The organism is Piscinibacter sp. (genome assembly GCF_047600445.1).
In the GTDB taxonomy this organism is placed as follows: Bacteria; Pseudomonadota; Gammaproteobacteria; order Burkholderiales; family Burkholderiaceae_C; genus Piscinibacter.
On the sequence record NZ_JASGKT010000002.1, the window covers coordinates 1,759,561 to 1,781,791 of the forward strand.

Sequence of the window (22,231 nt, forward strand, 5' to 3'; positions counted from 1 at the left end):
CCAGCGCTGTAGTGGGTTGAAAAACCTTCCGCGACACGGCTTAACCGGCTGGCGGACTAGCGACCCGCCTCGGCTGATGGACCAGCAAAGGGGACGGGAAGGACCTGGAAAGTCACCGGCGCGACTGTAGCACCGGCGCGCATGATCCGCAGCGATGCTGACGCACCGCTGAAGCGGCCCCTAGGGGAAACGCGAAGTCGTGCCTAGGCGCGCGCTCAGGCGGCGCGCAGCCGCTGCCGTGCCGCCTGGTACTCGCGCGCCAGGCGCGCCACCAGCTCGCCGGCCGGCACCACCTTGTCGACCGCGGCGATGCCCTGGCCGCAGCCCCAGATGTCCTTCCAGGCCTTGGACTTGGAGCCCTCGCCGCCGCCGAAGCTCATCTTGCTCGGGTCGCTCTCGGGCAGGTTGTCGGGGTCCAGGCCGGCGGCGCGGATCGAGGGCTTGAGGTAGTTGCCGTGCACGCCGGTGAACAGGTTCGAGTAGACGATGTCGTCCGACGTGCCTTCGACGATCGCCTGCTTGTAGGCGTCGCTGGCGCGCGCCTCGTCGGTGGCGATGAAGGCCGAGCCGATATAGGCCAGGTCGGCGCCCATCGCCTGCGCGGCGAGGATGGCGCCGCCGGTGGCGATGGCGCCCGACAGCGCCACCGGCCCGTCGAACCAGCCGCGGATCTCCTGGATCAGCGCGAACGGGCTCTTCACGCCGGCATGGCCGCCGGCGCCGGCCGCCACCGCGATCAGGCCGTCGGCGCCCTTCTCGATCGCCTTCTTCGCGAAGGCGTTGTTGATGATGTCGTGCAGCACGATGCCGCCCCAGCCGTGCACCGCCTCGTTGATGTCGGTGCGCGCGCCCAGCGAGGTGATCACGATCGGCACCTTGTACTTGGCGCACACCTGCATGTCGTGTTCGAGCCGGTCGTTCGTCTTGTGCACGATCTGGTTGATCGCGAACGGCGCGGCCGGCCTGTCCGGGTTCGCGCGGTCGTACGCCGCCAGCGTCTCGGTGATCTCGGCCAGCCACTCGTCGAGCTGCTCGGCCGGGCGCGCGTTGAGCGCCGGCATCGAGCCGACGATGCCGGCCTTGCACTGCTCGATCACGAGCCTGGGGTTGCTGATGATGAACATCGGCGAGGCGATCGCCGGCAGCGGAAGCTTGGCGAGGATGGGCGGCAGCGACACGTCGTGGTCTCCGGGTGGGCGTTGTCAGAAGGCGTCGATGGGCAGCGCGTTGACGCTCTCGCCGCCGGCGACGATGGCGTCGCGCATGCCGGGCACGCGGCTCAGCAGGTGCTCGGCGTAGAAGCGCGCGGTGGCGATCTTGGCGGTGAGGAAAGGCTGGTCGGCATCGGCCTGCGCGAGCAGCGCCTCGGCGGCGAGCAGCGCGCGCGCCATCTGCCAGCCGGCCATCAGGTTGCCGGCCAGCATCAGGTAGGGCACCGAACCGGCGAACACCGCGTTCGGGCTCGCCTTGGTGTTGCCGGCGACGAAGTCGACCACCTGCACGAAGGCCTCGCGCGCGGCGCGCAGCCGCGCCTGCATGGCCCGCGCGGCGGCGCTGGCGCTCTTGGCCAGCGCGGCTTCGGTCTGCTCGATCTGCCGCGCGATCGCCTTGGCGGTCTGGCCGCCGTCGCGCGCGGTCTTGCGGCCGATCAGGTCGTTGGCCTGGATCGCGGTCGTGCCTTCGTAGATCGTCAGGATGCGCGCGTCGCGGTAGTACTGCGCCGCGCCGGTCTCCTCGATGAAGCCCATGCCGCCGTGCACCTGCACGCCCAGGCTGGCGACCTCGACGCTCATCTCGGTGGAGTAGCCCTTCACCAGCGGCACCATGAACTCGTAGAAGGCCTGGTTCTGCGCGCGCACGTCCTTGTCGGGGTGGTGGTGCGCGGCGTCGTAGGCGGCCGCGGCGGCCAGCGCCATCGCGCGGCAGCCTTCGGTATAGGCGCGCATCGTCATCAGCATGCGCTTCACGTCGGGGTGGTGGATGATCGCCGCGCTGCCGGGCAGCGAGCCGTCCACCGGGCGCGACTGCACGCGGTCCTTCGCGTAGGCCACCGCCTTCTGGTAGGCGCGCTCGGCCACCGCGATGCCCTGCATGCCCACCGCGTAGCGCGCCGCGTTCATCATGATGAACATGTACTCGAGGCCGCGGTTCTCCTGGCCGATCAACTGGCCGATCGCGCCGCCCTTGTCGCCGAACTGCAGCACCGCCGTCGGGCTCGCCTTGATGCCCAGCTTGTGCTCGATGCTGACGCAGTGCACGTCGTTGCGCGCGCCCGGCGAGCCGTCGGCGTCGACCAGGAACTTCGGCACGATGAACAGGCTGATGCCCTTCACGCCCTCGGGCGCGCCGGCGATGCGCGCGAGCACGAGGTGGACGATGTTGTCCGCCATGTCGTGCTCGCCGTAGGTGATGAAGATCTTGGTGCCGAAGATGCGGTACGTGCCGTCGGGCTGCGGCTCGGCGCGCGTGCGCACCAGCGCGAGGTCGCTGCCGGCCTGAGGCTCGGTGAGGTTCATCGTGCCGGTCCACTCGCCGGAGATCATCTTCGGGATGTAGGTGGCCTGCTGCTCGGGCGTGCCGGCGGTCAGCAGCGCCTCGATCGCGCCGTCGGTCAGCAGCGGGCACAGCGCGAAGCTGAGGTTGGCGCTGTTGAGCATCTCGCCGCAGGCCGCGCCTATGGTCTTGGGCAGGCCCTGGCCGCCGACTTCGGCCGGATGCTGCAAGCCCTGCCAGCCGCCCTCGGCGAACTGGCGGAAGGCCTCCTTGAAGCCCGGCGTGGTCGTCACCTTGCCGTCGTGCCACGACGAGGGGTACTTGTCGCCCTCCCAGTTCAGCGGCGCGATCACGCCCTCGTTGAGCCTGGCGCATTCCTCCAGCACCGCCTGCGCGGTGTCCAGGCCGGCCTCCTCGAAGCCGGGCAGCTTCGCCACTTCCTCCAGTCCGGCGAGTTCCTTCATGCAGAACAGCATGTCCTTGATCGGCGCGACGTAGCTCACGGTGTCATCCTCGAAGAGATTCAGGCAAGAAAAAGCCCGTCGGCCAGGGAGATCGGCGAACGGGCTGATCCGGAAGGCGCGCGGCGACTCAGAGCGCGGCCACCAGCTCCGGCACGGCGGTGAACAGATCGGCCTCGAGGCCGAAGTCTGCGACGCTGAAGATGGGGGCCTCGGGGTCCTTGTTGATGGCCACGATGACCTTGGAGTCCTTCATGCCTGCCAGGTGCTGGATCGCCCCGCTGATGCCGCAGGCGATGTACAGGCTCGGCGCGACGATCTTGCCCGTCTGCCCGACCTGCCAGTCGTTGGGCGCATAACCGGCATCCACCGCCGCGCGGCTGGCCCCCAGCGCGGCGCCGAGCTTGTCGGCCAGCGGCGTCAGCACCTCCGTGAACTTCTCGCTGCTGCCCATCGCCCGGCCGCCCGAGACGATGATCTTGGCCGCGGTCAGCTCCGGCCGGTCGCTCTTGGCCAGCTCGCTGCCGACGAAGCTGCTCTTGCCGCTGTCGGCCACGGCGGCGACGGTCTCGACGGCGGCGCTGCCGCCCTGGCCCGCCGCGTCGAAGCCGGTGCTGCGCACGGTGACGACCTTGACCGCGTCCTGGCTCTGCACGGTGGCAATCGCGTTGCCGGCGTAGATCGGGCGCTCGAAGGTGTCGGGGCCGATCACCCGGGTGATGTCGCTGATCTGCGCCACGTCGAGCTTGGCGGCCACGCGCGGCGCGACGTTCTTGCCGTGCGCGGTGGCGGGGAACAGGATGTGGCTGTAGTTCGCGGCGAGCGCCAGCACCTGCGCGGCGACGTTCTCGGCGAGCTGCTCGGCCAGGCTCGCGCCGTCGGCGTGCAGCACCTTGGCCACGCCCTGGAGCTGGCCGGCGGCCTGCGCCGCGCCGGCGGCGTTCTGCCCGGCCACCAGCACGTGCACGTCGCCGCCGCATTGCAGCGCGGCAGTCACGGTGTTCAGGGTCGCGCCCTTGAGGGCGCCGTGGTCGTGTTCGGCAATGACGAGGATGGGCATCTCAGATCACCTTGGCGTCGTTCTTGAGTTTTGCGACCAGCGTGGCCACGTCGGGCACCTTGATGCCGGCGCTGCGCTTGGGCGGCTCGCTGACCTTCAGGGTCTTGATGCGCGGGGCCACGTCCACGCCGAGATCCGCCGGCTTGACGGTCTCCAGCGGCTTCTTCTTGGCCTTCATGATGTTGGGCAGCGTGACGTAGCGCGGCTCGTTCAGGCGCAGGTCGGTGGTGATGACGGCCGGCAGGCTGACCGACAGGGTCTCCAGGCCGCCGTCGACTTCGCGGGTGACTTTGGCCTTGCCGTCGGCGACTTCGACTTTGCTGGCGAAGGTGGCCTGCGGCAGTTCGGCCAGCGCGGCGAGCATCTGGCCGGTCTGGTTGCAGTCGTCGTCGATGGCCTGTTTGCCCAGGATGACCAGGCCGGGCTGCTCCTTGTCGACCAGGGCCTTGAGCAGCTTGGCCACGGCCAGCGGCTGGAGTTCGGCGTCGGTCTCGACCAGGATGGCGCGGTCGGCGCCTATGGCCATCGCGGTGCGCAGCGTCTCCTGGCACTGCGCGACGCCGCAGGACACGGCGATCACTTCGCTGGCCGCGCCCTTCTCCTTGAGCCGCACCGCTTCCTCCACGGCAATCTCGTCGAAGGGGTTCATGCTCATCTTCACGTTGGCGATGTCCACTCCCGTGCCGTCGCTCTTGACGCGTACCTTCACGTTGTAGTCCACCACTCGCTTGACGGGGACGAGGATCTTCATCCGGCAGGCTCCTGCTGTATTGACACTTAAAATCGAACGATCGTGCTATTTTAGACGCACGATGACGGGGCGCGCAACGATGCAAGCGCGGGCTCGGCGTGGTGCCCGGGGCGGGCATCGAACCCGCAAGCCCTCTTGCGAGAGGCGGCGGATTTTAAGTCCGCTGTGTTTACCGATTTCACCACCCGGGCGGCCGGGCGCGATTATCGGCGCGCGCAAAGAAAAGGGCCTCGCGCACGGCGAGGCCCGATGGAGAATTCTGTGGAGGCGCGGGCCGGAGTCGAACCGACCTAGATGGATTTGCAATCCACTGCATAACCGCTTTGCTACCGCGCCGCGAGCGGGATTCTGACAAAAAAGGGAAGCCTGGGCTTCCCTTTTCCGATCAGACTCTGGAGCGGGAGACGAGTCTCGAACTCGCGACCTCAACCTTGGCAAGGTTGCGCTCTACCAACTGAGCTACTCCCGCGTGAGCCTCACAGTATACACAAAATTCAGTGCTGCATCACCGCCTCGCCGGTGCCGTCGGCCGGCTTGGCGCTCTCGCCCGCCTTGGCCGGCTCCTCGTCGGGCAGCGGCTGCGGCGCGGACTGCAAGGCGATTTCGAGCACGCGGTCGATCCACTTCACCGGAACGATCTCGAGGTGGTTCTTCACGTTCTCGGGAATGTCCTGCAGGTCCTTGGCGTTCTCCTCGGGAATCAGCACCGTCTTGATGCCGCCGCGGTGCGCCGCGAGCAGCTTCTCCTTCAGGCCGCCGATCGCCGTGACCTCGCCGCGCAGCGTGATCTCGCCGGTCATCGCCACGTCGGCGCGCACCGGGATGCCGGTCAGCGCCGAGACGAAGGCCGTCGTCATCGCGATGCCCGCGCTCGGCCCGTCCTTGGGCGTCGCGCCGTCGGGCACGTGGATGTGCACGTCGCGCTTCTCGAACAGCTCGTCCTTGATGCCCAGGAGTCGCGCGCGCGAACGCACCACCGAGCGCGCCGCCTCGACCGACTCCTTCATCACGTCGCCGAGCTGGCCGGTGCGGATGATGTTGCCCTTGCCGGGCATCACCGCCGCCTCGATGGTCAACAGGTCGCCGCCGACCTCGGTCCACGCGAGGCCGACCACCTGGCCGACCTGGTTCTGCTTCTCGGCCTGGCCGTAGCTGAACTTGCGCACGCCGAGGAAGTCGTTGAGGTTGTCCTCGGTGACGACGACCTTCTCGCTCACCTGCTTGAGCTGGATCGACTTGACCACCTTGCGGCAGATCTTGCTGATCTCGCGTTCGAGCGAGCGCACGCCGGCCTCGCGCGTGTAGTAGCGGATCACGCCGCGGATCGCGCTCTCGGTGACGTCCAGCTCCTCGTCCTTCACGCCGTTGTTCTTGCGCTGCTTGGGGCAAAGGTAGCGCGACGCGATGTTGACCTTCTCGTCCTCGGTGTAGCCCGACAGGCGGATCACCTCCATGCGGTCGAGCAGCGCCGGCGGGATGTTCATCGAGTTCGAGGTCGCGATGAACATCGTGTCCGACAGGTCGAAGTCGACCTCGACGTAGTGGTCGCCGAAGGTGTGGTTCTGCTCGGGGTCGAGCACCTCCAGCAAGGCCGACGACGGATCGCCACGGAAGTCCATGCCGAGCTTGTCGATCTCGTCGAGCAGGAACAGCGGGTTGCGCGTGCCGACCTTGGTCAGCGACTGCAGCACCTTGCCCGGCATCGAGCCGATGTAGGTGCGGCGGTGGCCCCGGATCTCGGCCTCGTCGCGCACGCCGCCCAGCGCCATGCGCACGAACTTGCGCCCGGTGGCGCGCGCCACCGACTGGCCCAGCGAGGTCTTGCCCACGCCCGGAGGCCCGACCAGGCACAGGATGGGCGCCTTGACCTTGTCGACGCGCTGCTGCACCGCGAGGTATTCGAGGATGCGGTCCTTGACCTTCTCCAGCCCGTAGTGGTCTTCGTTGAGCACCTGCTCGGCGAAGGCCAGGTCGTGCTTGATCTTGGTCTTCTTGCTCCAGGGCAGGTTGATCAGCGTGTCGATGTAGTTGCGCACCACCGTCGCCTCGGCGCTCATCGGCGACATCAGCTTGAGCTTCTTCAGCTCGCCGTCGGCCTTCTTGCGCGCCTCCTTGGGCATCTTGGCGGCGATGATCTTCTTCTCGAGCTCCTCGAGATCGGCGCCCTCCTCGCCGTCGCCCAGCTCCTTCTGGATGGCCTTGACCTGCTCGTTCAGGTAGTACTCGCGCTGGCTCTTCTCCATCTGGCGCTTGACGCGGCCGCGGATGCGCTTTTCCACCTGCAGGATGTCGACCTCGTGCTCGAGCTGCTCGAGCAGCTTCTCCAGGCGCTTGTCGACCGCGAACAGGTCGAGCACCGACTGCTTGTTCTCCAGCTTGAGCGGCAGGTGCGCGGCGATGGTGTCGGCCAGGCGCCCGGCGTCGTCGATGCCCGAGATCGAGGTCAGGATCTCCGGCGGGATCTTCTTGTTGAGCTTGACGTACTGGTCGAACTGCTGCGTCACCGCGCGGCGCAGCGCCTCGACCTCGGGCTTGCTGTCGGCCTCGGGCGGCACCGGCGTCACGTCGGCGACGAAGTATTCGCCGTTGTCGCTGATCTGGTGGGTGTTGGCGCGCTGGATGCCCTCGACCAGCACCTTCACCGTGCCGTCGGGCAGCTTGAGCATCTGCAGGATGCTGGAGACGCAGCCGACCTCGAACATGTCGTCGGGCTTGGGCTCGTCCTTGCCGGCGGCCTTCTGCGCGACCAGCATGATCTGCCGGCCGGCTTCCATCGCCACCTCGAGCGCCTTGATCGACTTCGGGCGGCCCACGAACAGCGGGATCACCATGTGCGGGAAGACCACCACGTCGCGCAGCGGCAGCAGCGGCAGGTTGATCTTCTCGGCGGGCAGTACGGGATGTCCGGACATTGGGAACCTCTCTTTCTCAGGCCCATCTGCGGCCCGAGCGGTCAATTGCAAGGAGCCGCGCGCGGAACCGGGCGCGGCTCACCGGACTTCAGGCGCTCGCCTTGGCCTGCTCGCGGTAGACGAGCAGCGGCTTGGCCTCTTCCTCGATGGTGTGTTCGTCCAGCACCACCTTGGCCACGCCGTCGAGGTTGGGCAGGTCGAACATGGTGTCGATCAGCGAATGCTCCATGATCGAGCGCAGGCCGCGCGCGCCGGTCTTGCGCGCCAGCGCCTTGCGCGCGATGGCGGCCAGCGCCGAGGGGCGAATCTCCAGCTCGACGCCGTCCATGCCGAACAGCTTCTGGTACTGCTTGACCAGCGCATTCTTCGGCTCGGTGAGGATCTGCACCAGCGCGTCCTCGGTCAGCTCGCCCAGCGTGGCCACCACCGGCAGGCGGCCGACCAGTTCGGGGATCAGGCCGAACTTGATCAGGTCTTCCGGCTCGACCTCGCGGAACACCTCCGAGACGCGCCGCTCCGACTTGCCGTGCACGGTGGCGCCGAAGCCGATGCCGGAGCGCTCGGTGCGGCCCTGGATCACCTTCTCCAGCCCGTCGAAGGCGCCGCCGCAGATGAACAGGATGTTGGTCGTGTCGATCTGCAGGAAGTCCTGGTTCGGGTGCTTGCGCCCGCCCTGCGGCGGCACGCTGGCCATCGTGCCTTCCACCAGCTTGAGCAGCGCCTGCTGCACGCCCTCGCCCGACACGTCGCGCGTGATGCTGGGGTTGTCGGCCTTGCGCGAGATCTTGTCGATCTCGTCGATGTAGACGATGCCGCGCTGCGCCTTCTCGACGTCGTAGCCGCAGTTCTGCAGCAGCTTCTGGATGATGTTCTCGACGTCCTCGCCGACGTAGCCGGCCTCGGTCAGCGTGGTCGCGTCGGCGATCACGAAGGGCACGTTGAGCAGCCGCGCCAGCGTCTGCGCGAGCAGCGTCTTGCCCGAGCCGGTGGGCCCGATCAGCAGGATGTTGCTCTTGGCGAGCTCGACCTCGTCCTTGGTGCGGCTCATGTGCTTGAGCCGCTTGTAGTGGTTGTAGACCGCCACCGCGAGCGTGCGCTTGGCCGCGTCCTGGCCGATCACGTACTGGTCGAGGATGCTCTTGATCTCGGTCGGGATCGGCAGGTCGGACTTCGGCGAACGCGCCTGCTCGCCCTCGGCCGGCACCTCGTCGCGGATGATGTCGTTGCACAGCTCGATGCACTCGTCGCAGATGAACACCGACGGGCCGGCGATCAGCTTCTTGACTTCGTGCTGGCTCTTGCCGCAAAAGGAGCAGTAAAGCACCTTCTCGGTGGCGGAGCCTTTCTTGTCGGCCATGTGTGGAGTGCCTGGGTGGGTAGCGTCCGGGCAATGATAGTGGAAAAGCCGACCCGCCCCGCCCCGTGGAAATGCCCCGCAAGCAGGCGTTTTCCGGCGCTTTGCGCGTTCTTCCGCGCTCGGCGGGCGACTCAGGCTCAGGGGCGCTGGCTGATCACCTGGTCGATCAGGCCGTAGGCCTTGGCCTCTTCGGCATCGAGGTAGAAGTCACGCTCCATGTCGGCCTGGATCTTGGACAGCGGCTGGCCGGTGCGTTCGGCGTAGATCTGGTTGAGCTTCTCGCGCGTCTTGAGGATCTCGCGCGCGTGGATCTCGATGTCGGTGGCCTGGCCCTGCGCGCCCCCGGACGGCTGGTGGATCATCACGCGCGAGTTCGGCAGCGCCACGCGCTTGCCCTTGGCGCCGGCCATCAGCAGGAACGAGCCCATGCTGGCGGCCATGCCCAGGCACATCGTCGAGACGTCGGGCTTGATGAACTGCATCGTGTCGTAGATCGACATGCCCGCGCTCACCGAGCCGCCCGGCGAGTTGATGTACAGGTAGATGTCCTTGTCCGGGTTCTCGCTCTCGAGGAACAGCAGTTGCGCCACCACCAGGTTGGCCGACTGGTCGTTGACCGGGCCGACGAGGAAGATGATGCGCTCGCGCAGCAGCCGGCTGTAGATGTCGTAGGCGCGTTCGCCCCGGCCGGAGGTTTCGATGACCATGGGCACCATGCCCAGGCCGGTGGTGTCGAGCGCGCTCATGCGGTTCCTTGGATTGCGTCAGACGCGAATATTGCCCGAACTCAGCCGACCATCAGTTCGTCGAACGGCACGGCCTTGTCGCTGACCTTGGCCTTGGCGAGCACGAAGTCGGCGACGTTGTTCTCGATCACCACCGCCTCGACCTCGGCCATGCGGCTGCGGTCGCTCAGGTACCAGCGCACCACCTCGGCCGGGCGCTCGTAGCTCTGCGCCATCTCCTCGATGTGCGCCTGCAACTGCTCGGGCTTGGCCTGCAGGTTGTTGGCGCGCACCAACTCGCCGACCACCAGGCCCAGGCGCACGCGGCGCTCGGCCTGCGGCTCGAAGATCTCCTTCGGGATCGGCGCCTTGTCGGCGTCCTTGATGCCGCGCTTCTTCAGGTCGGCGCGCGCGCCCTCGGTCATGCGCTCCACCTCGCCGGCCACCAGCGCCTTGGGCACCTCGAGCTCGGCGACCTTGACCAGCGCCTCCATCACGCTGGCCTTGTTGCGCGCCTGCACGCGGAACTTCACCTCGCGCTCGAGGTTCTTGCGGATGTCGGCGCGCAGCGCCTCGACCGTGCCGTCCTGGATGCCCAGCGACTTGGCCAACGCCTCGTTCACCTCGGGCAGGTGCTGGGCCTCGATCTTCTTCAGCGTGACGAGGAAGTCGGCCTCCTTGCCGGCCACGTCCTTGCCGTGGTAGTCGGCCGGGAACTGCAGCGGGAAGGTCTTGCTCTCGCCGGCCTTCATGCCGCGCACGGCCTGGTCGAACTGCTCGAGCATCTGGCCTTCGCCGATGATGAACTGGAAGCCCTCGGCCTTGCCGCCCTCGAAGGGCACGCCGTCGATCTTGCCCTCGAAGTCGATGCTCACGCGGTCGCCCTCGGCGGCGCCGTCGGCGGCGGCGCGCTGCTGGAAGGTGCGGCGCTGCTTGCGCAGGATGTCCAGCGTCTTGTCGATCGCGGCCTCGGTGACTTCGGTCGAGACGCGCTCGACCTCGGCGCCGGCGAGGTCGCCGATCGTCACCTCGGGGTAGACCTCGAAGGTGGCGTCGAAGGCCACCTGGCCCTCGGGCGCGCCTTCCTTCTCGGTGATGCGCGGCGCGCCGGCCACGCGCAGCTTGGCTTCGTTGACGGCGGTGTTGAACTGCTCGCCAACCTTGTCGTTCATCACCTCGTAGTGCACCGAGTAGCCGTAGCGCTGCGCCACCACGCTCATCGGCACCTTGCCCGGGCGGAAACCGTCGGCCTTCACGGTGCGGGCCAGGCGCTTCAGGCGCGACTCCACCTCCGACTGGATCACGTCGGCGGGCAGGGTCAGCGTGATGCGGCGCTCGAGCTTCTCGAGGGTTTCGACTTGGACGGACATGATGTTCTCGGACTGGAGGGTTGAATGTCTGGTGCGCGGGGGGGACTCGAACCCCCACACCATCGCTGGCGTCAGGACCTAAACCTGGTGCGTCTACCAATTTCGCCACCCGCGCATGGGGGACGGCCTCGACGGCAAGCCGGCGATTTTAGCGGGATGCGGCGCGCCGCTCCTCCCGGGCCGGTTTGACGCGGAACCAGGCCGCGTACATCGCCGGCAGCGCCAGCAGCGTCAAGGCGGTCGCCACGACCAGCCCGCCCATGATGGCCACCGCCATCGGCCCCCAGAAGCCGCTGCGCGACAGCGGGATCATCGCCAGCACCGCCGCCGCGGCGGTCAGGATGATCGGGCGGAAGCGCCGCACCGCGGCCTCGACGATCGCGTCCCAGGTGGCGACGCCGCGCTCGCGGTCGTGCTCGATCTGGTCGATCAGGATCACCGAGTTGCGCATGATCATGCCCATCAGCGCGATCACGCCGAGCAGCGCGACGAAGCCGAACGGCCGGTCGAGCAGCAGCAGCGCGGCGGCCACGCCGGCGATGCCCATCGGCCCGGTCAGGAACACCAGCATCGCGCGGCTGAAGCTGTGCAGTTGCAGCATCAGCAGCGTGAACATGATGAACAGCATCAGCGGCGCGCCGGCGGCGATCGAGCCCTGGCCCTTGCTGCTTTCCTCCACCGCGCCGGCCACCTCGATGCGGTAGCCGGGAAGCATCTTCTCGCGGATCGGCTTGAACAGCGGATCGAGCTGCGCGGTCACGGTCGCGCCCTGCAGGCCGTCGACGATGTCGCCCTGCACGGTGGCGGCGTAGTCGCGCCCCTCGCGCCACAGCACGCCGGGCTCCCAGGTGAACGAGGCCTTGGCGATCTGGCCGAGCGGGATGCTGCGCCCGCTGGCCGACGGCACGTAGCCGTTGGCCAGCGCGGTGATGGTGTCGCGCTCGTCGAGCGGCTGGCGCAGCACGATGTCGATCAGCTTGTCGCCCTCGCGGTACTGGCCGATCGTGCTGCCGCTGTTGAAGACGCGCGCCGCCTGCGCGATGGCCTGGCTGCTGACGCCGAGCGCGCGCGCCTTGTCCTGGTCGATGGCCAGGCGCAGCACCTTGACCGACTCGTTCCAGTTGTCGTTGACGCCGCGCATGTTCGGGTTGGCGTGCATGATCGCCTTGACCTCGTCGGCATAGGCGCGCACCTGCGCGGGGTCGGGCCCGACGACGCGGAACTGCACCGGGTACGGCACCGGCGGCCCGTTGGGCAGCAGCTTGGCGCGCGCGCGCGCCTCGGGGAACTCGCTGGCCAGCAGCGCCGGCAGCTCGCGGCGCAGCTTCTCGCGCGCCGCCAGGTCGGTGGACATCACGATCAACTGGCTGACGTTGCTCTGCGGGAAGATCTGGTCGATCACCAGCGCGAAGCGCTCGGCGCCGCTGCCGACCCAGGTGGTGACGTGGGCCACGCCGTCGAGCTGCATCACGCGCGCCTCGACGCGCCGGGTGACCTCCTCGTTGGCGGCGTAGGCGGTGCCCTCCGGGTACCACAGGTCGACCAGCACCTCGAGCCGGCTCGAATCGGGGAAGAACTGGTTCTGCACCCGGCTCATGCCGGCCACGCCGAGCGCCAGCGTGGCGACGGTCAGGCCGATGGTGATCCAGCGGTGCTGCACGCACCAGTTCACCAGCGCGCGAAAGCGCGTGTAGAACGGCGTGTCGAACAGTTCGTGCGGCTCGTCGGCGTTGGCGTGCGGCCGCGTCTGCAGCAGCAGCGTGCCGAGGTAGGGCACGAAGTACACCGACACGCACCACGAGATCACCAGCGCCGCGGCGGTGACGGCGAAGATCGCGAAGGTGTATTCGCCTACCGTCGACTTCGCCAGCCCGATCGGCAGGAAGCCCACCGCGGTGATCAGCGTGCCGGTGAGCATCGGCATCGCGGTGGCCTCGTAGGCGAAGGTGGCGGCGCGCACCTTGTCGTAGCCCTCCTCGAGCTTTCGCACCATCATCTCGACGGCGATGATCGCGTCGTCGACCAGCAGCCCGAGCGCGACGATCAGCGAGCCCAGCGAGATCTTGTGCAGGCCGACGCCCCAGTAGTACATCGCCACGAAGGTGATGGCCAGCACCAGCGGGATGGTGATCGCCACCACCAGGCCGGGGCGCCAGTCGAGCCGGAAGCGCGGCTTGAGGTGCAGCCCGAGGCTGACGAAGCTGACCGCCAGCACGATCACCACCGCCTCGATCAGCACCTTGACGAACTCGCCGACCGAGCGCGACACGATGGTCGACTGGTCCTGGAACTGGCTCATCTCGATGCCCACCGGCAGCTCGGCGCGGATCGCATCGGTGGCCCCGCGCAGCGCGTGGCCCATCTCGATGATGTCGCCGCCCTTGGCCATCGAGATGCCCAGCGCGATCACCTCCTTGCCCTGGTGGCGCACCTTGACCTGCGGCGGGTCGACGTAGTCGCGCCGGATCCGCGCGATGTCGCCGAGCCGGAAGCTCGCGCCGTTGGCGCGGATCGGGAAGCGCTCCAGCTCCTCGACGGTGTTGAACTGCCCCGCCACGCGCACCTGCAGCACGTCGGTGGGCGCGTTGATCGTGCCGGCCGACTCCACCGCGTTCTGCTGGCCGAGCTGCGCGATCACCTGGTTGAAGTCCAGCCCGAGCTGCGCGAGGCGCTTCTGCGGGATCTCGACGAACACCTTCTCGTCCTGCGCGCCGAAGATCTGCACCTTGTTGACGTGCTTGACCTTCAGCAGCCGCTGGCGCACGAAGTCGGCCTGGTCCTTGAGCTGCTGGTAGCTGAAGCCGTCGGCCGAGAGCGCGTAGATCGAGCCGTAGACGTCGCCGAACTCGTCGTTGAAGTAGGGACCGATCACGCCGGCCGGCAGCGTGGCGCGCATGTCGCCGATCTTCTTGCGCACCGTGTACCAGATCTGCGCCATCTCGCGCGGCGGCGAGTTGTCCTTCACCTGGAAGATGATCAGCGCCTCGCCCGGCTTGGAGTAGCTGCGGATCTTGTCGGCGTAGGGCACCTCCTGCAGCGTGCGCTCGAGCTTGTCGGTCACCTGGTCGGCCACCTGCTGCGCGGTGGCGCCGGGCCAGAACACGCGCATCGCCATCGCGCGGAAGGTGAAGGGCGGGTCTTCGTCCTGGCCGAGCTGGAAGTACGCGGCGACGCCCAGCACCAGCAGCACGACCAGCAGGTAGCGCGTCAGCGCCGGATGGTCGAGCGCCCAGCGCGAGATGTTGAAGCGCGACGGCTGCCGCGGCGCGTTCGCCCCGCTCACTTGACGCTCACCTGCGCGGCGCCGGCGGCCGCGGAGGCCGCGGCGGCGCTCGCGGCGCCGGGCTCGACGTAGAACTTCACCTGCTGGCCGGCGTTGAGCACGTGCACGCCGGCCGTGACGACCACCTGGCCGGGCTGCAGACCGGCGCCGATCACCGCGTCGTTGCCGTCGGCGCCGGCCACCTGCACGGGCTGCGCGCGCACCGTCATGCTCTGCGGGTCGACCACCCACACGATGGAGCGGCCCTGCTCCTCCTTCAGCGCGGTCAGCGGCAGCTTGGTCACGCCGGCGGTCTGCGGCAGCGCGACGCGCACCGTCGCGGTCTGGCCGAGCTTGACCGGCGCCTGGCCGACGTCGGCCTTGACGAGGAAGGTGCGCGTCACCGGGTCGGCGGCGGCCGAGACCTCGCGGATCGTCGCCGGCAGCGGCGCGCCCGCCTCGCCCCACAGCGTGACGCTGAAGCGGCCCGGCGCCTCGCCGAGCTGGCGGATCAGCGCCACCTTGTCCTCGGGCACCGCGAACACCACGTCGCGCGGGCCGTCGTGCGCCAGGCGCAGCACCGGCGTGCCGGCCGCCACCACCATGCCGGGCTCGGCCTCGACGGCGGTGATCACGCCCTTGGCGTCGGCGGTCAGCGCGGTGTAGGCCGCCTGGTTGCCCTGCACGCTGCTTTGCGCGCGCGCCTGCTCGAGCTGGGCGGCGGCGGCTTTCAGCGCGGTCTCGCGGCGCTCCAGCTCGGCCGAGCTGATGAACCCCTGGTCGCGCAGTTCCTTGAAGCGCTTGAAGTCGGCGGCGGCCTGGTCGTGGTTCACCTGCGCCGCCGACAGCGCCGCCCTCGCCGCCTCCTGGCCGAGCCGCAAATCCTGCGGGTCGAGCTGCGCCAGCCGCTGTCCAACCTTGACGCTGGCGCCCAGGTCGACGTCGCGGCGCACGATCTTGCCGCCGACTCGGAAACCCAGGCGCGACTCGGTGCGCGCCCGCACCTCGCCGGCGTACTCCTGCACGCCGCCGGCCGATTGCGGCGCCACCGTCACAGTGCGTACCGCGCGCACCGGCGGCGCAGCGGGTTCCGGCTTGGAACAGGCCGCCAGGGCGGCGACGCTGGCGAGCACGAGCACATGCAGCGGTTTCATGAACTTCCTAACTGACTGACTGGTCAGTAATATATTGATCGGCTTGCGCTCTGTCAAACCCCGACCCGCCGCGCGTCGCGGTCACGGCGCGGCGGGCCGTGGACAATCGGCCCCGTGAGCGTCGATCACTACGAAAACTTCCCCGTCGCCTCCTGGCTCTGCCCGCCGGCGCTGCGCGCGCCGATCGCGGCGATCTACGCCTTCGCGCGCACCGCCGACGACATCGCCGACGAAGGCGATGCCACGCCGGCGCAGCGGCTGGCCGAGCTGGCCGCCTACCGCGCCGATCTCGCGGCGGCGGTGGCGGGCCAGGCCGTCTCGACGCGCTGGCCGCAGGTGTTCGCCGCGCTGGCGCGCGCGCTGCGCGAGCACGCGCTGCCGCCGGCGCCGCTGCACGACCTGCTCGACGCCTTCGCGCAGGACCTGGTCAAGCCGCGCTACGCCGACCGCGCCGAGCTGCTCGACTACTGCCGCCGCTCCGCGAACCCGGTCGGCCGGCTGCTGCTGCATCTGTACGGCGTGGCCGACGAGGCCTCGCTGCGCCGCTCGGACGCGATCTGCACCGCGCTGCAACTGATCAACTTCTGGCAGGACCTCGGCGTCGACACCGCGCGCGGCCGGCTCTACGTCCCCGAGAGCGACTGCCGCCGCCACGGCCTGGCGGGCGACACGCTGCTGGCGCGCACCGACTCGCCGCAGCTTCGTGCGCTGCTGCGCGAGGAATGCGGCTGGGCGCGCACGCTGATGCTCGAAGGCGCGCCGCTGGTGCACCGCGTCGGCGGCCGCGCCGGCTGGGAGCTGCGCCTGGTGGTGCAAGGCGGGCTGCGCATCCTCGACAAGATCGCCGCGCTCGACTTCGCCACGCTGCGCGAGCGCCCGACGCTGCGCGCGGCCGACGCGCCGCCGATGCTGTGGCGCGCGCTGCGCATGCGCGCCGCCCCGCCCGCCCTGGCCGGGAGCGCCGCATGACGCCGCAGGAGTACGTGCAGCAGAAGGCGGCGCGCAGCGGCTCGAGCTTCTACTACGCCTTCCTGTTCCTGCCGCCGCCGCGGCGCGCCGCGATCACCGCCTTCTACGCCTTCTGCCGCGAGGTGGACGACGTGGTCGACGAGGTGCACGACCCCGGCGTCGCCGCCACCAAGCTGGAGTGGTGGCGGCGCGAGGTCGACGCCGCCTTCGCCGGCCGCCCGACGCATCCGGTGATGCAGGCGCTGCAACCGATCGCCGCCGGCTTCGACATCCGCGCCGAGCACCTGCAGGCGGTGATCGCCGGCTGCCGCATGGACCTCGAACAGTCGCGCTACCTCGACTTCCCGGCGCTGGCGCACTACTGCCACCTGGTGGCCGGCGTGGTCGGCGAGGTCGCGGCGAACATCTTCGGGCGCAGCAGCGACGCGACCATCGCCTACGCGCACAAGCTCGGCCTGGCGATGCAGCTCACCAACATCATCCGCGACGTCGGCGACGACGCGCGGCGCGGCCGCATCTACCTGCCGGTGTCGGAGCTGAAGCAGTTCGACGTCAAGGCGCAGGAGATCATCTCGCGCAGCTACAGCGAGCGCTTCGCCGCGCTGATGCGCTTCCAGGCCGAGCGCGCGCAGCGCTGCTACGACGAGGCGCTGGCGCTGCTGCCCGAGGCCGACCGCCAGCCGCAGAAACCCGGGCTGATGATGGCCAACATCTACCGCACGCTGCTGCGCGAGATCGAGGCCGACGGCTTCCAGGTGCTGCACCAGCGCACCTCGCTGACGCCGATCCGCAAGCTCTGGATCGCGATGTGCACGCACTGGCGGGGCCGCTAGTGGCGGGAGCCCTGTCGGTGGCGGTGGTCGGCGCGGGCTGGGCCGGGCTGGCCGCGGCGGTCGAAGCGATGCGCGCCGGCCATGCGGTGACGCTCTACGAGATGGCCGAGCAGCCGGGCGGCCGGGCGCGCGAGGTGCGCCACGACGGCCTCGCCCTCGACAACGGCCAGCACATCCTGATCGGCGCCTACACGCAGACGCTGCGGCTGATGCGCGCGGTGGGCGTCGACCCCGAGGCCGTGCTGCTGCGCACGCCGCTGCGCCTGAGCGAACCCGACGGCCGCGGCCTGCACCTGCCACCCGGGCCGCCGACGCTCGCCTTCGCGCGCGGCGTGTGGCGCCGCGAGGGCTGGCGCGCGGGCGAGCGCCTCGCGCTGCTGCGCGCGGCCGGCGGCTGGGCGCTGCGCGGCTTCCGCTGCGACGCGGCGCTGACGGTGGCCGAACTGACGCGCACGCTGCCGGCGGCGATCCGGCGCGATCTGGTCGAGCCGCTGTGCGTGGCCGCGCTGAACACGCCGGCCGGCGAAGCGAGCGCGGCGGTGTTCCTGCGCGTGCTGCGCGACGCGCTGTTCAGCGGCCCGGGCTCGGCCGACCTGCTGCTGCCGCGCGCCAGCCTGGGCGACCTGTTTCCCGCGCCGGCGCTGGCCTGGCTGAAGGCGCGCGGCGCGGCGCTGGAGCTCTCGACGCGCGTGCAGGCCATCGAGCGCGCCGGCGAGGGCTGGCGCATCGACGGCACGCGCTTCGACGCCGTCGTGCTCGCCACGCCGCCGGGCGAAGCGGCGCGCCTGAGCGCGGCCATCGCCCCGGCGTGGTCGGCGGGCGCGGCGGCCCTGCGCTACGAGCCGATCGTGACAGTCTACCTCGATGCCGGCGCCACCCGCCTGCCCGAGCCGATGCTCGCGCTGCCGGCCGGGCCGCGGGCGCCGGCGCAGTTCGTCTTCGACCGCGGCCAGCTCGGCGGCCCGCGCGGGCTGCTGGCCTTCGTGATCAGCGGCGCGCAGCCCTGGGTCGACGCCGGCCGCGAGGCGACGCTGGCCGCCACGCTGGCCCAGGCCCGCGCCGCGCTGGGCCCGCTGCTGCGCGGCGAGCCGCGGCCGCTGCAGTCGATCACCGAAAAACGCGCCACCTTCCGCTGCGTGCCGGGCCTGGCGCGCCCGGTGATGCAGCTCGCCCCAGGCCTCGTCGCGGCGGGCGACCACGTGGCAGGCCCCTACCCGGCCACGCTGGAAGGCGCGGTGCGCAGCGCGGTTGCCGCCGTGGCGGCCGTTTCCACATCCAGTCCCGCAGCCAGTCCCGCAGTGATTTCCGGATAGCCCGATGCGCTTTCGCCATGCAAAAACTCACTGCGGATGAGCGAGAATCCCGGGCATGCCGAACCCCGACGCCAAGAAGCCCACCATCCAGGTTCTCGAGCGGGCCTTCGACCTGCTGGAAGTGCTGGCCTCGTTCCCCGATCCGGTCTCGCTGAAGCTGATCGCCGAGCGCTCGGGCCTGCACCCGTCCACGGCGCACCGCATCCTCAACGACCTGACCATAGGCCGCTTCGTCGACCGCCCCGAGGCCGGCAGCTACCGGCTCGGCATGCGGCTGCTCGAACTCGGCAACCTCGTGAAAGCGCGGCTGGACGTGCGCGAAGCCGCGCTCGCGCCCATGCGCGAGCTGCACAAGCTGACGCACCAGCCGGTCAACCTGTCGATGCGCCAGGGCGACGAGATCGTCTACATCGAACGCGCCTACAGCGAGCGCTCGGGCATGCAGGTGGTGCGCGCGATCGGCGGCCGCGCGCCGCTGCACCTCACCTCGGTGGGCAAGCTGTTCCTCGCCAACGACGACCCGCAGCGCGTGCGCGCCTACGCCGCGCGCACCGGCCTGGCCGGCCACACGCGCAACAGCATCACCGAGCTGCCCGCGCTCGAACGCGAACTGGGGCGCGTCAACCAGCTCGGCACGGCGCGCGACGACGAGGAGCTGGAACTGGGCGTGCGCTGCATGGCCGCGGGCATCCGCGACGACCAGGGCCACCTGGTGGCCGGCCTGTCGATCTCGGCGCCGGCCGACCGGCTGGAGGAATCGTGGCTGGAACGCCTGAAGGCGACGGCGGCGCAGATCTCGGCCGCGCTCGGCTACCGCGGCTGAACGCTCAGCTCGCCGGCTCCAGCAACTCGGCGGCGCTCGACGACGTGGTCGACGCCGCGCCGTGGCCCACCTCGTCGAGCCAGCGGCGCACGCGCTCGGCGTCGCCCAGGCGCGAATACTTCCCGGCCGAGTCGAGGAACACCATGATGAGGTGGCGCCCCGCCAGCTTGGCCTGCATCACCAGGCAGCGCCCGGCCTCGGAGATGTAGCCGGTCTTCTGCAGGCCGATCTCCCAGCTCGGGTTGCGCACCAGCGCGTTGGTGGTGCGGAACTGCATCTCGCGCTTGCCCACCGCCACGCTGTACTCGGGCGAGGTCGACAGCTCGCGGATGATCTGGTGGCCGTAGGCGGCCTTCACCAGCGTGGCCAGGTCCTTGGCGCTCGACTGGTTGCGGCTCGACAGGCCGGTCGGCTCGGCGTAGCGCGTGTCGCCCATGCCCAGCAGCCTGGCCTTGGCGTTCATCGCCGAGACGAAGGCCGCGAGGCCGCCCGGGTAGTGACGGCCCAGCGCATGCGCGGCACGGTTCTCGGAGGACATCAGCGCCAGGTGCAGCATCTCTTCGCGGGTGAGCTGCGTGCCGACGCGCAGGCGCGAGCGGCTGCCCTTCTCGGTGTCCACGTCTTCCTGCGAAATGGTCAGCGTCTCGTCCAGCGGCAGTTGCGCCTCGGCGACCACCAGCGCGGTCATCAGCTTGGTGATCGAGGCGATCGGCAGCACCGCGTCGGGGTTCTTGGAGACCAGCACCTCGTCGGTGTCCTGGTCGAGTACCAGCGCGACGCTGGACTTCAGCTCGAGTTCATCCTCGGTGTTGCGCAGCCCGGCGAGCTGGCCGAAGGACGGACGCTCGGGCACCACGCGGACGACGCGCTTGGGCGCGCCGCGGCGCTGCTTGAGCGAGGCCCTGGCCTTGGCCGACGGCTTGACGGCCTTCTGCGCCGTGGCGGCCTTCTTGCGCACCTGCTTCTGGGCCGCCTCCGCGGGCGGCGCCATCGTCAGCGCGACGGCGGCCAGCAGGGCCGCGGCCAGCGTTGCGGCAACTCGGTTGATCAATCCCACGACAGTCCTTTTGGCTCGGCTTTGCGCCGAGTCTATGCGATGGAAAAAAAGCGCGCAAGATCATGACGTTACGCGCTTTTCCTCAAGTCAGTCCTCGGACTGTCAGGATTGTGACCAATTTGGCAGGTCAGCCCTGCGCGGCCACGCGCTCGGTCTTGCTGTGCAGCTTGTTCAACGCCGACAAATAAGCCTTCGCCGACGCCACCACGATGTCCGGATCGGCTCCCACGCCATTGACCACACGCCCGCCGTGCTGGAGCCGCACCGTCACCTCGCCCTGCGATTCTGTGCTGCCCGAAGTGATGGCATTGACCGAATAGAGCAGCATCTCGGCGCCAGTCTGCAGCTTCGACTCGATCGCCTTCAGGCTCGCGTCGACCGGGCCGTTGCCGTCGCTGTCGGCGTGCAGCTCGGTGCTGCCGGCCGAGAACGCCACCGTGGCGTGCGGACGCTCGCCGGTCTCGGAGCGCTGCGCGAGCGACAGCAGCCGGTAGTGCTCGCTCTCGGCGGTGACCGACTCGTCCATCACCAGCGCGACGATGTCCTCGTCGAAGATGTCGCTCTTGCGGTCGGCCAGTTCCTTGAACTTGGCGAAGGCAGCGTTGATCTCGGCCTCCGACTGCATCTCGATGCCCAGCTCCTGCAGGCGCTGCTTGAAGGCGTTGCGGCCCGAGAGCTTGCCCAGCACGATCTTGTTGGCGGCCCAGCCCACGTCCTCCGCGCGCATGATCTCGTAGGTGTCGCGCGCCTTCAGCACGCCGTCCTGGTGGATGCCCGAGGCGTGCGCGAAGGCGTTGGCGCCGACCACCGCCTTGTTCGGCTGCACGACGAAGCCGGTGGTCTGCGCCACCAGCCGCGAGGCCGGCACGATCTGCGTGGCGTCGATGCCGACTTCGAGGCCGAAGTGGTCGCGGCGCGTCTTCACCGCCATCACCACCTCTTCGAGCGAGCAGTTGCCGGCGCGCTCGCCCAGGCCGTTGATGGTGCACTCCACCTGGCGCGCGCCGCCGATCTTGACGCCGGCCAGCGAGTTGGCCACCGCCATGCCGAGGTCGTTGTGGCAGTGCACCGACCAGATCGCCTTGTCGGAGTTGGGCACGCGCTCGCGCAGCTCGCGGATGAAGGCGCCGTACAGCTCGGGCACGGCGTAGCCGACCGTGTCCGGGATGTTGATCGTCGTCGCGCCCTCGGCGATCACCGCCTCGACCACGCGACAGAGGAAGTCGGGGTCCGAGCGGTAGCCGTCTTCGGCCGAGAACTCGACGTCGCCGCACAGCTTGCGCGCGAAACGCACCGCCAGCCGCGCCTGCTCGAACACCTGCTCGGGCGTCATGCGCAGCTTCTTGTCCATGTGCAGCGCGCTGGTGGCGATGAAGGTGTGGATGCGCGAGCGCGCCGCGCCGGCCAGCGCCTCGGCGGCGCGCGAGATGTCGCGGTCGTTGGCGCGCGCCAGCGAGCACACGGTCGACTCCTTGATGTGGTCGGCGATGGACTTCACCGCCTCGAAGTCGCCGTTGCTCGACGCCGCGAAGCCGGCCTCGATGACGTCCACGCGCAGCCGCTCGAGCTGGCGCGCGATGCGCAGCTTCTCGTCGCGTGTCATCGAGGCGCCGGGCGATTGCTCGCCGTCGCGCAAGGTGGTGTCGAAGATGATGAGCTTGTCGGCCATTGCGGGTCTCCTCTGTCGCTGA

At 69.5% G+C, this 22,231-nt stretch carries 16 protein-coding genes and 4 tRNA genes; 4 read left to right on the forward strand and 16 right to left on the reverse strand.

Annotation, left to right across the window (positions count from 1 at the left end; all coding sequences use genetic code 11):
- Positions 1–215: 215 nt before the first annotated feature.
- The 14 genes from QM792_RS12415 to QM792_RS12480 all read right to left on the reverse strand — a co-directional run bounded on the left by QM792_RS12415 (position 216) and on the right by QM792_RS12480 (position 15,545).
- The gene (locus QM792_RS12415) at positions 216–1,178 is read right to left on the reverse strand and encodes an NAD(P)H-dependent flavin oxidoreductase (RefSeq protein ID WP_415150396.1); all 963 of its coding nucleotides are present in this window, start codon (positions 1,176–1,178) and stop codon (positions 216–218) included.
- A 24-nt stretch (positions 1,179–1,202) separates the two neighbouring features.
- Positions 1,203–2,996, reverse strand: coding sequence for an acyl-CoA dehydrogenase (locus tag QM792_RS12420; RefSeq protein ID WP_415150398.1), 1,794 nt, complete (start codon positions 2,994–2,996; stop codon positions 1,203–1,205).
- Positions 2,997–3,084: 88 nt separating this feature from the next.
- Positions 3,085–4,014: an electron transfer flavoprotein subunit alpha/FixB family protein gene (locus QM792_RS12425; RefSeq protein ID WP_415150400.1), complete on the reverse strand. Its 930-nt coding sequence runs from the start codon at positions 4,012–4,014 to the stop codon at positions 3,085–3,087.
- Position 4,015: 1 nt separating this feature from the next.
- Positions 4,016–4,765 (reverse strand): electron transfer flavoprotein subunit beta/FixA family protein, encoded by a 750-nt coding sequence (locus QM792_RS12430; protein WP_415150401.1) that lies wholly within the window; start codon positions 4,763–4,765, stop codon positions 4,016–4,018.
- Between the two features lie 99 nt (positions 4,766–4,864).
- Positions 4,865–4,956 (reverse strand) — tRNA-Leu (locus QM792_RS12435).
- Between the two features lie 71 nt (positions 4,957–5,027).
- A tRNA-Cys gene (locus tag QM792_RS12440) sits at positions 5,028–5,101 on the reverse strand.
- A 57-nt stretch (positions 5,102–5,158) separates the two neighbouring features.
- Positions 5,159–5,234, reverse strand: a tRNA-Gly gene (locus QM792_RS12445).
- A gap of 25 nt (positions 5,235–5,259) precedes the next feature.
- A complete protein-coding gene (gene lon, locus QM792_RS12450) occupies positions 5,260–7,677 on the reverse strand; it encodes an endopeptidase La (protein WP_415150403.1) in 2,418 nt (805 codons plus the stop codon).
- Positions 7,678–7,765: 88 nt separating this feature from the next.
- Entirely contained in the window at positions 7,766–9,034 is a 1,269-nt protein-coding gene (clpX, locus tag QM792_RS12455; RefSeq protein ID WP_415150405.1) for an ATP-dependent Clp protease ATP-binding subunit ClpX, read from the reverse strand.
- 137 nt (positions 9,035–9,171) lie between these two features.
- Positions 9,172–9,780: an ATP-dependent Clp endopeptidase proteolytic subunit ClpP gene (clpP, locus tag QM792_RS12460; RefSeq protein ID WP_415150407.1), complete on the reverse strand. Its 609-nt coding sequence runs from the start codon at positions 9,778–9,780 to the stop codon at positions 9,172–9,174.
- A 41-nt stretch (positions 9,781–9,821) separates the two neighbouring features.
- Positions 9,822–11,129, reverse strand: coding sequence for a trigger factor (gene tig, locus QM792_RS12465; protein ID WP_415150410.1), 1,308 nt, complete (start codon positions 11,127–11,129; stop codon positions 9,822–9,824).
- Between the two features lie 29 nt (positions 11,130–11,158).
- Positions 11,159–11,244, reverse strand: a tRNA-Leu gene (locus QM792_RS12470).
- A gap of 33 nt (positions 11,245–11,277) precedes the next feature.
- Positions 11,278–14,412, reverse strand: coding sequence for an efflux RND transporter permease subunit (locus QM792_RS12475; RefSeq protein ID WP_415150412.1), 3,135 nt, complete (start codon positions 14,410–14,412; stop codon positions 11,278–11,280).
- The gene (locus QM792_RS12480; protein ID WP_415150414.1) at positions 14,409–15,545 is read right to left on the reverse strand and encodes an efflux RND transporter periplasmic adaptor subunit; all 1,137 of its coding nucleotides are present in this window, start codon (positions 15,543–15,545) and stop codon (positions 14,409–14,411) included. The genes QM792_RS12475 and QM792_RS12480 overlap by 4 nt, the downstream gene beginning before the upstream one ends.
- Before the next feature lie 114 nt (positions 15,546–15,659).
- Between QM792_RS12480 and hpnC the strand changes: the two genes are divergently transcribed.
- From hpnC to QM792_RS12500, 4 genes are read left to right on the forward strand one after another with little or no spacing between them, the layout of a single operon-like run.
- The gene (gene hpnC / locus QM792_RS12485) at positions 15,660–16,514 is read left to right on the forward strand and encodes a squalene synthase HpnC (RefSeq protein ID WP_415150415.1); all 855 of its coding nucleotides are present in this window, start codon (positions 15,660–15,662) and stop codon (positions 16,512–16,514) included.
- Complete coding sequence (gene hpnD, locus QM792_RS12490; protein ID WP_415150417.1) at positions 16,511–17,347, forward strand: presqualene diphosphate synthase HpnD; 837 nt, start codon at positions 16,511–16,513, stop codon at positions 17,345–17,347. The genes hpnC and hpnD overlap by 4 nt, the downstream gene beginning before the upstream one ends.
- Positions 17,347–18,660 carry a hydroxysqualene dehydroxylase HpnE gene (gene hpnE / locus QM792_RS12495; protein ID WP_415150419.1) on the forward strand — a complete coding sequence of 438 codons (1,314 nt, stop codon included), beginning with the start codon at positions 17,347–17,349 and terminating at the stop codon, positions 18,658–18,660. Before hpnD ends, hpnE begins: the two co-directional genes overlap by 1 nt.
- A 55-nt stretch (positions 18,661–18,715) precedes the next feature.
- Complete coding sequence (locus QM792_RS12500; RefSeq protein ID WP_415150421.1) at positions 18,716–19,483, forward strand: IclR family transcriptional regulator; 768 nt, start codon at positions 18,716–18,718, stop codon at positions 19,481–19,483.
- A 4-nt stretch (positions 19,484–19,487) separates the two neighbouring features.
- On the opposite strand, the gene pbpG is transcribed toward QM792_RS12500, so the two are convergent.
- Positions 19,488–20,474 carry a D-alanyl-D-alanine endopeptidase gene (pbpG, locus tag QM792_RS12505; RefSeq protein WP_415151623.1) on the reverse strand — a complete coding sequence of 329 codons (987 nt, stop codon included), beginning with the start codon at positions 20,472–20,474 and terminating at the stop codon, positions 19,488–19,490.
- 193 nt (positions 20,475–20,667) lie between these two features.
- Complete coding sequence (locus QM792_RS12510; protein WP_415150423.1) at positions 20,668–22,209, reverse strand: 2-isopropylmalate synthase; 1,542 nt, start codon at positions 22,207–22,209, stop codon at positions 20,668–20,670.
- Between the last annotated feature and the right edge of the window lie 22 nt (positions 22,210–22,231).

Coding starts and splice junctions, on each gene's coding strand:
- QM792_RS12425 (WP_415150400.1), bottom strand. CDS start 4,014: ATGCCCATCCTCGTCATTGCCGAACACGACCACGGCGCCCTCAAGGGC.
- QM792_RS12430 (WP_415150401.1), bottom strand. CDS start 4,765: ATGAAGATCCTCGTCCCCGTCAAGCGAGTGGTGGACTACAACGTGAAG.
- lon (WP_415150403.1), bottom strand. CDS start 7,677: ATGTCCGGACATCCCGTACTGCCCGCCGAGAAGATCAACCTGCCGCTG.
- clpX (WP_415150405.1), bottom strand. CDS start 9,034: ATGGCCGACAAGAAAGGCTCCGCCACCGAGAAGGTGCTTTACTGCTCC.
- clpP (WP_415150407.1), bottom strand. CDS start 9,780: ATGAGCGCGCTCGACACCACCGGCCTGGGCATGGTGCCCATGGTCATC.
- tig (WP_415150410.1), bottom strand. CDS start 11,129: ATGTCCGTCCAAGTCGAAACCCTCGAGAAGCTCGAGCGCCGCATCACG.
- QM792_RS12480 (WP_415150414.1), bottom strand. CDS start 15,545: ATGAAACCGCTGCATGTGCTCGTGCTCGCCAGCGTCGCCGCCCTGGCG.
- hpnD (WP_415150417.1), top strand. CDS start 16,511: ATGACGCCGCAGGAGTACGTGCAGCAGAAGGCGGCGCGCAGCGGCTCG.
- QM792_RS12500 (WP_415150421.1), top strand. CDS start 18,716: ATGCCGAACCCCGACGCCAAGAAGCCCACCATCCAGGTTCTCGAGCGG.
- pbpG (WP_415151623.1), bottom strand. CDS start 20,474: ATGGCGCCGCCCGCGGAGGCGGCCCAGAAGCAGGTGCGCAAGAAGGCC.
- QM792_RS12510 (WP_415150423.1), bottom strand. CDS start 22,209: ATGGCCGACAAGCTCATCATCTTCGACACCACCTTGCGCGACGGCGAG.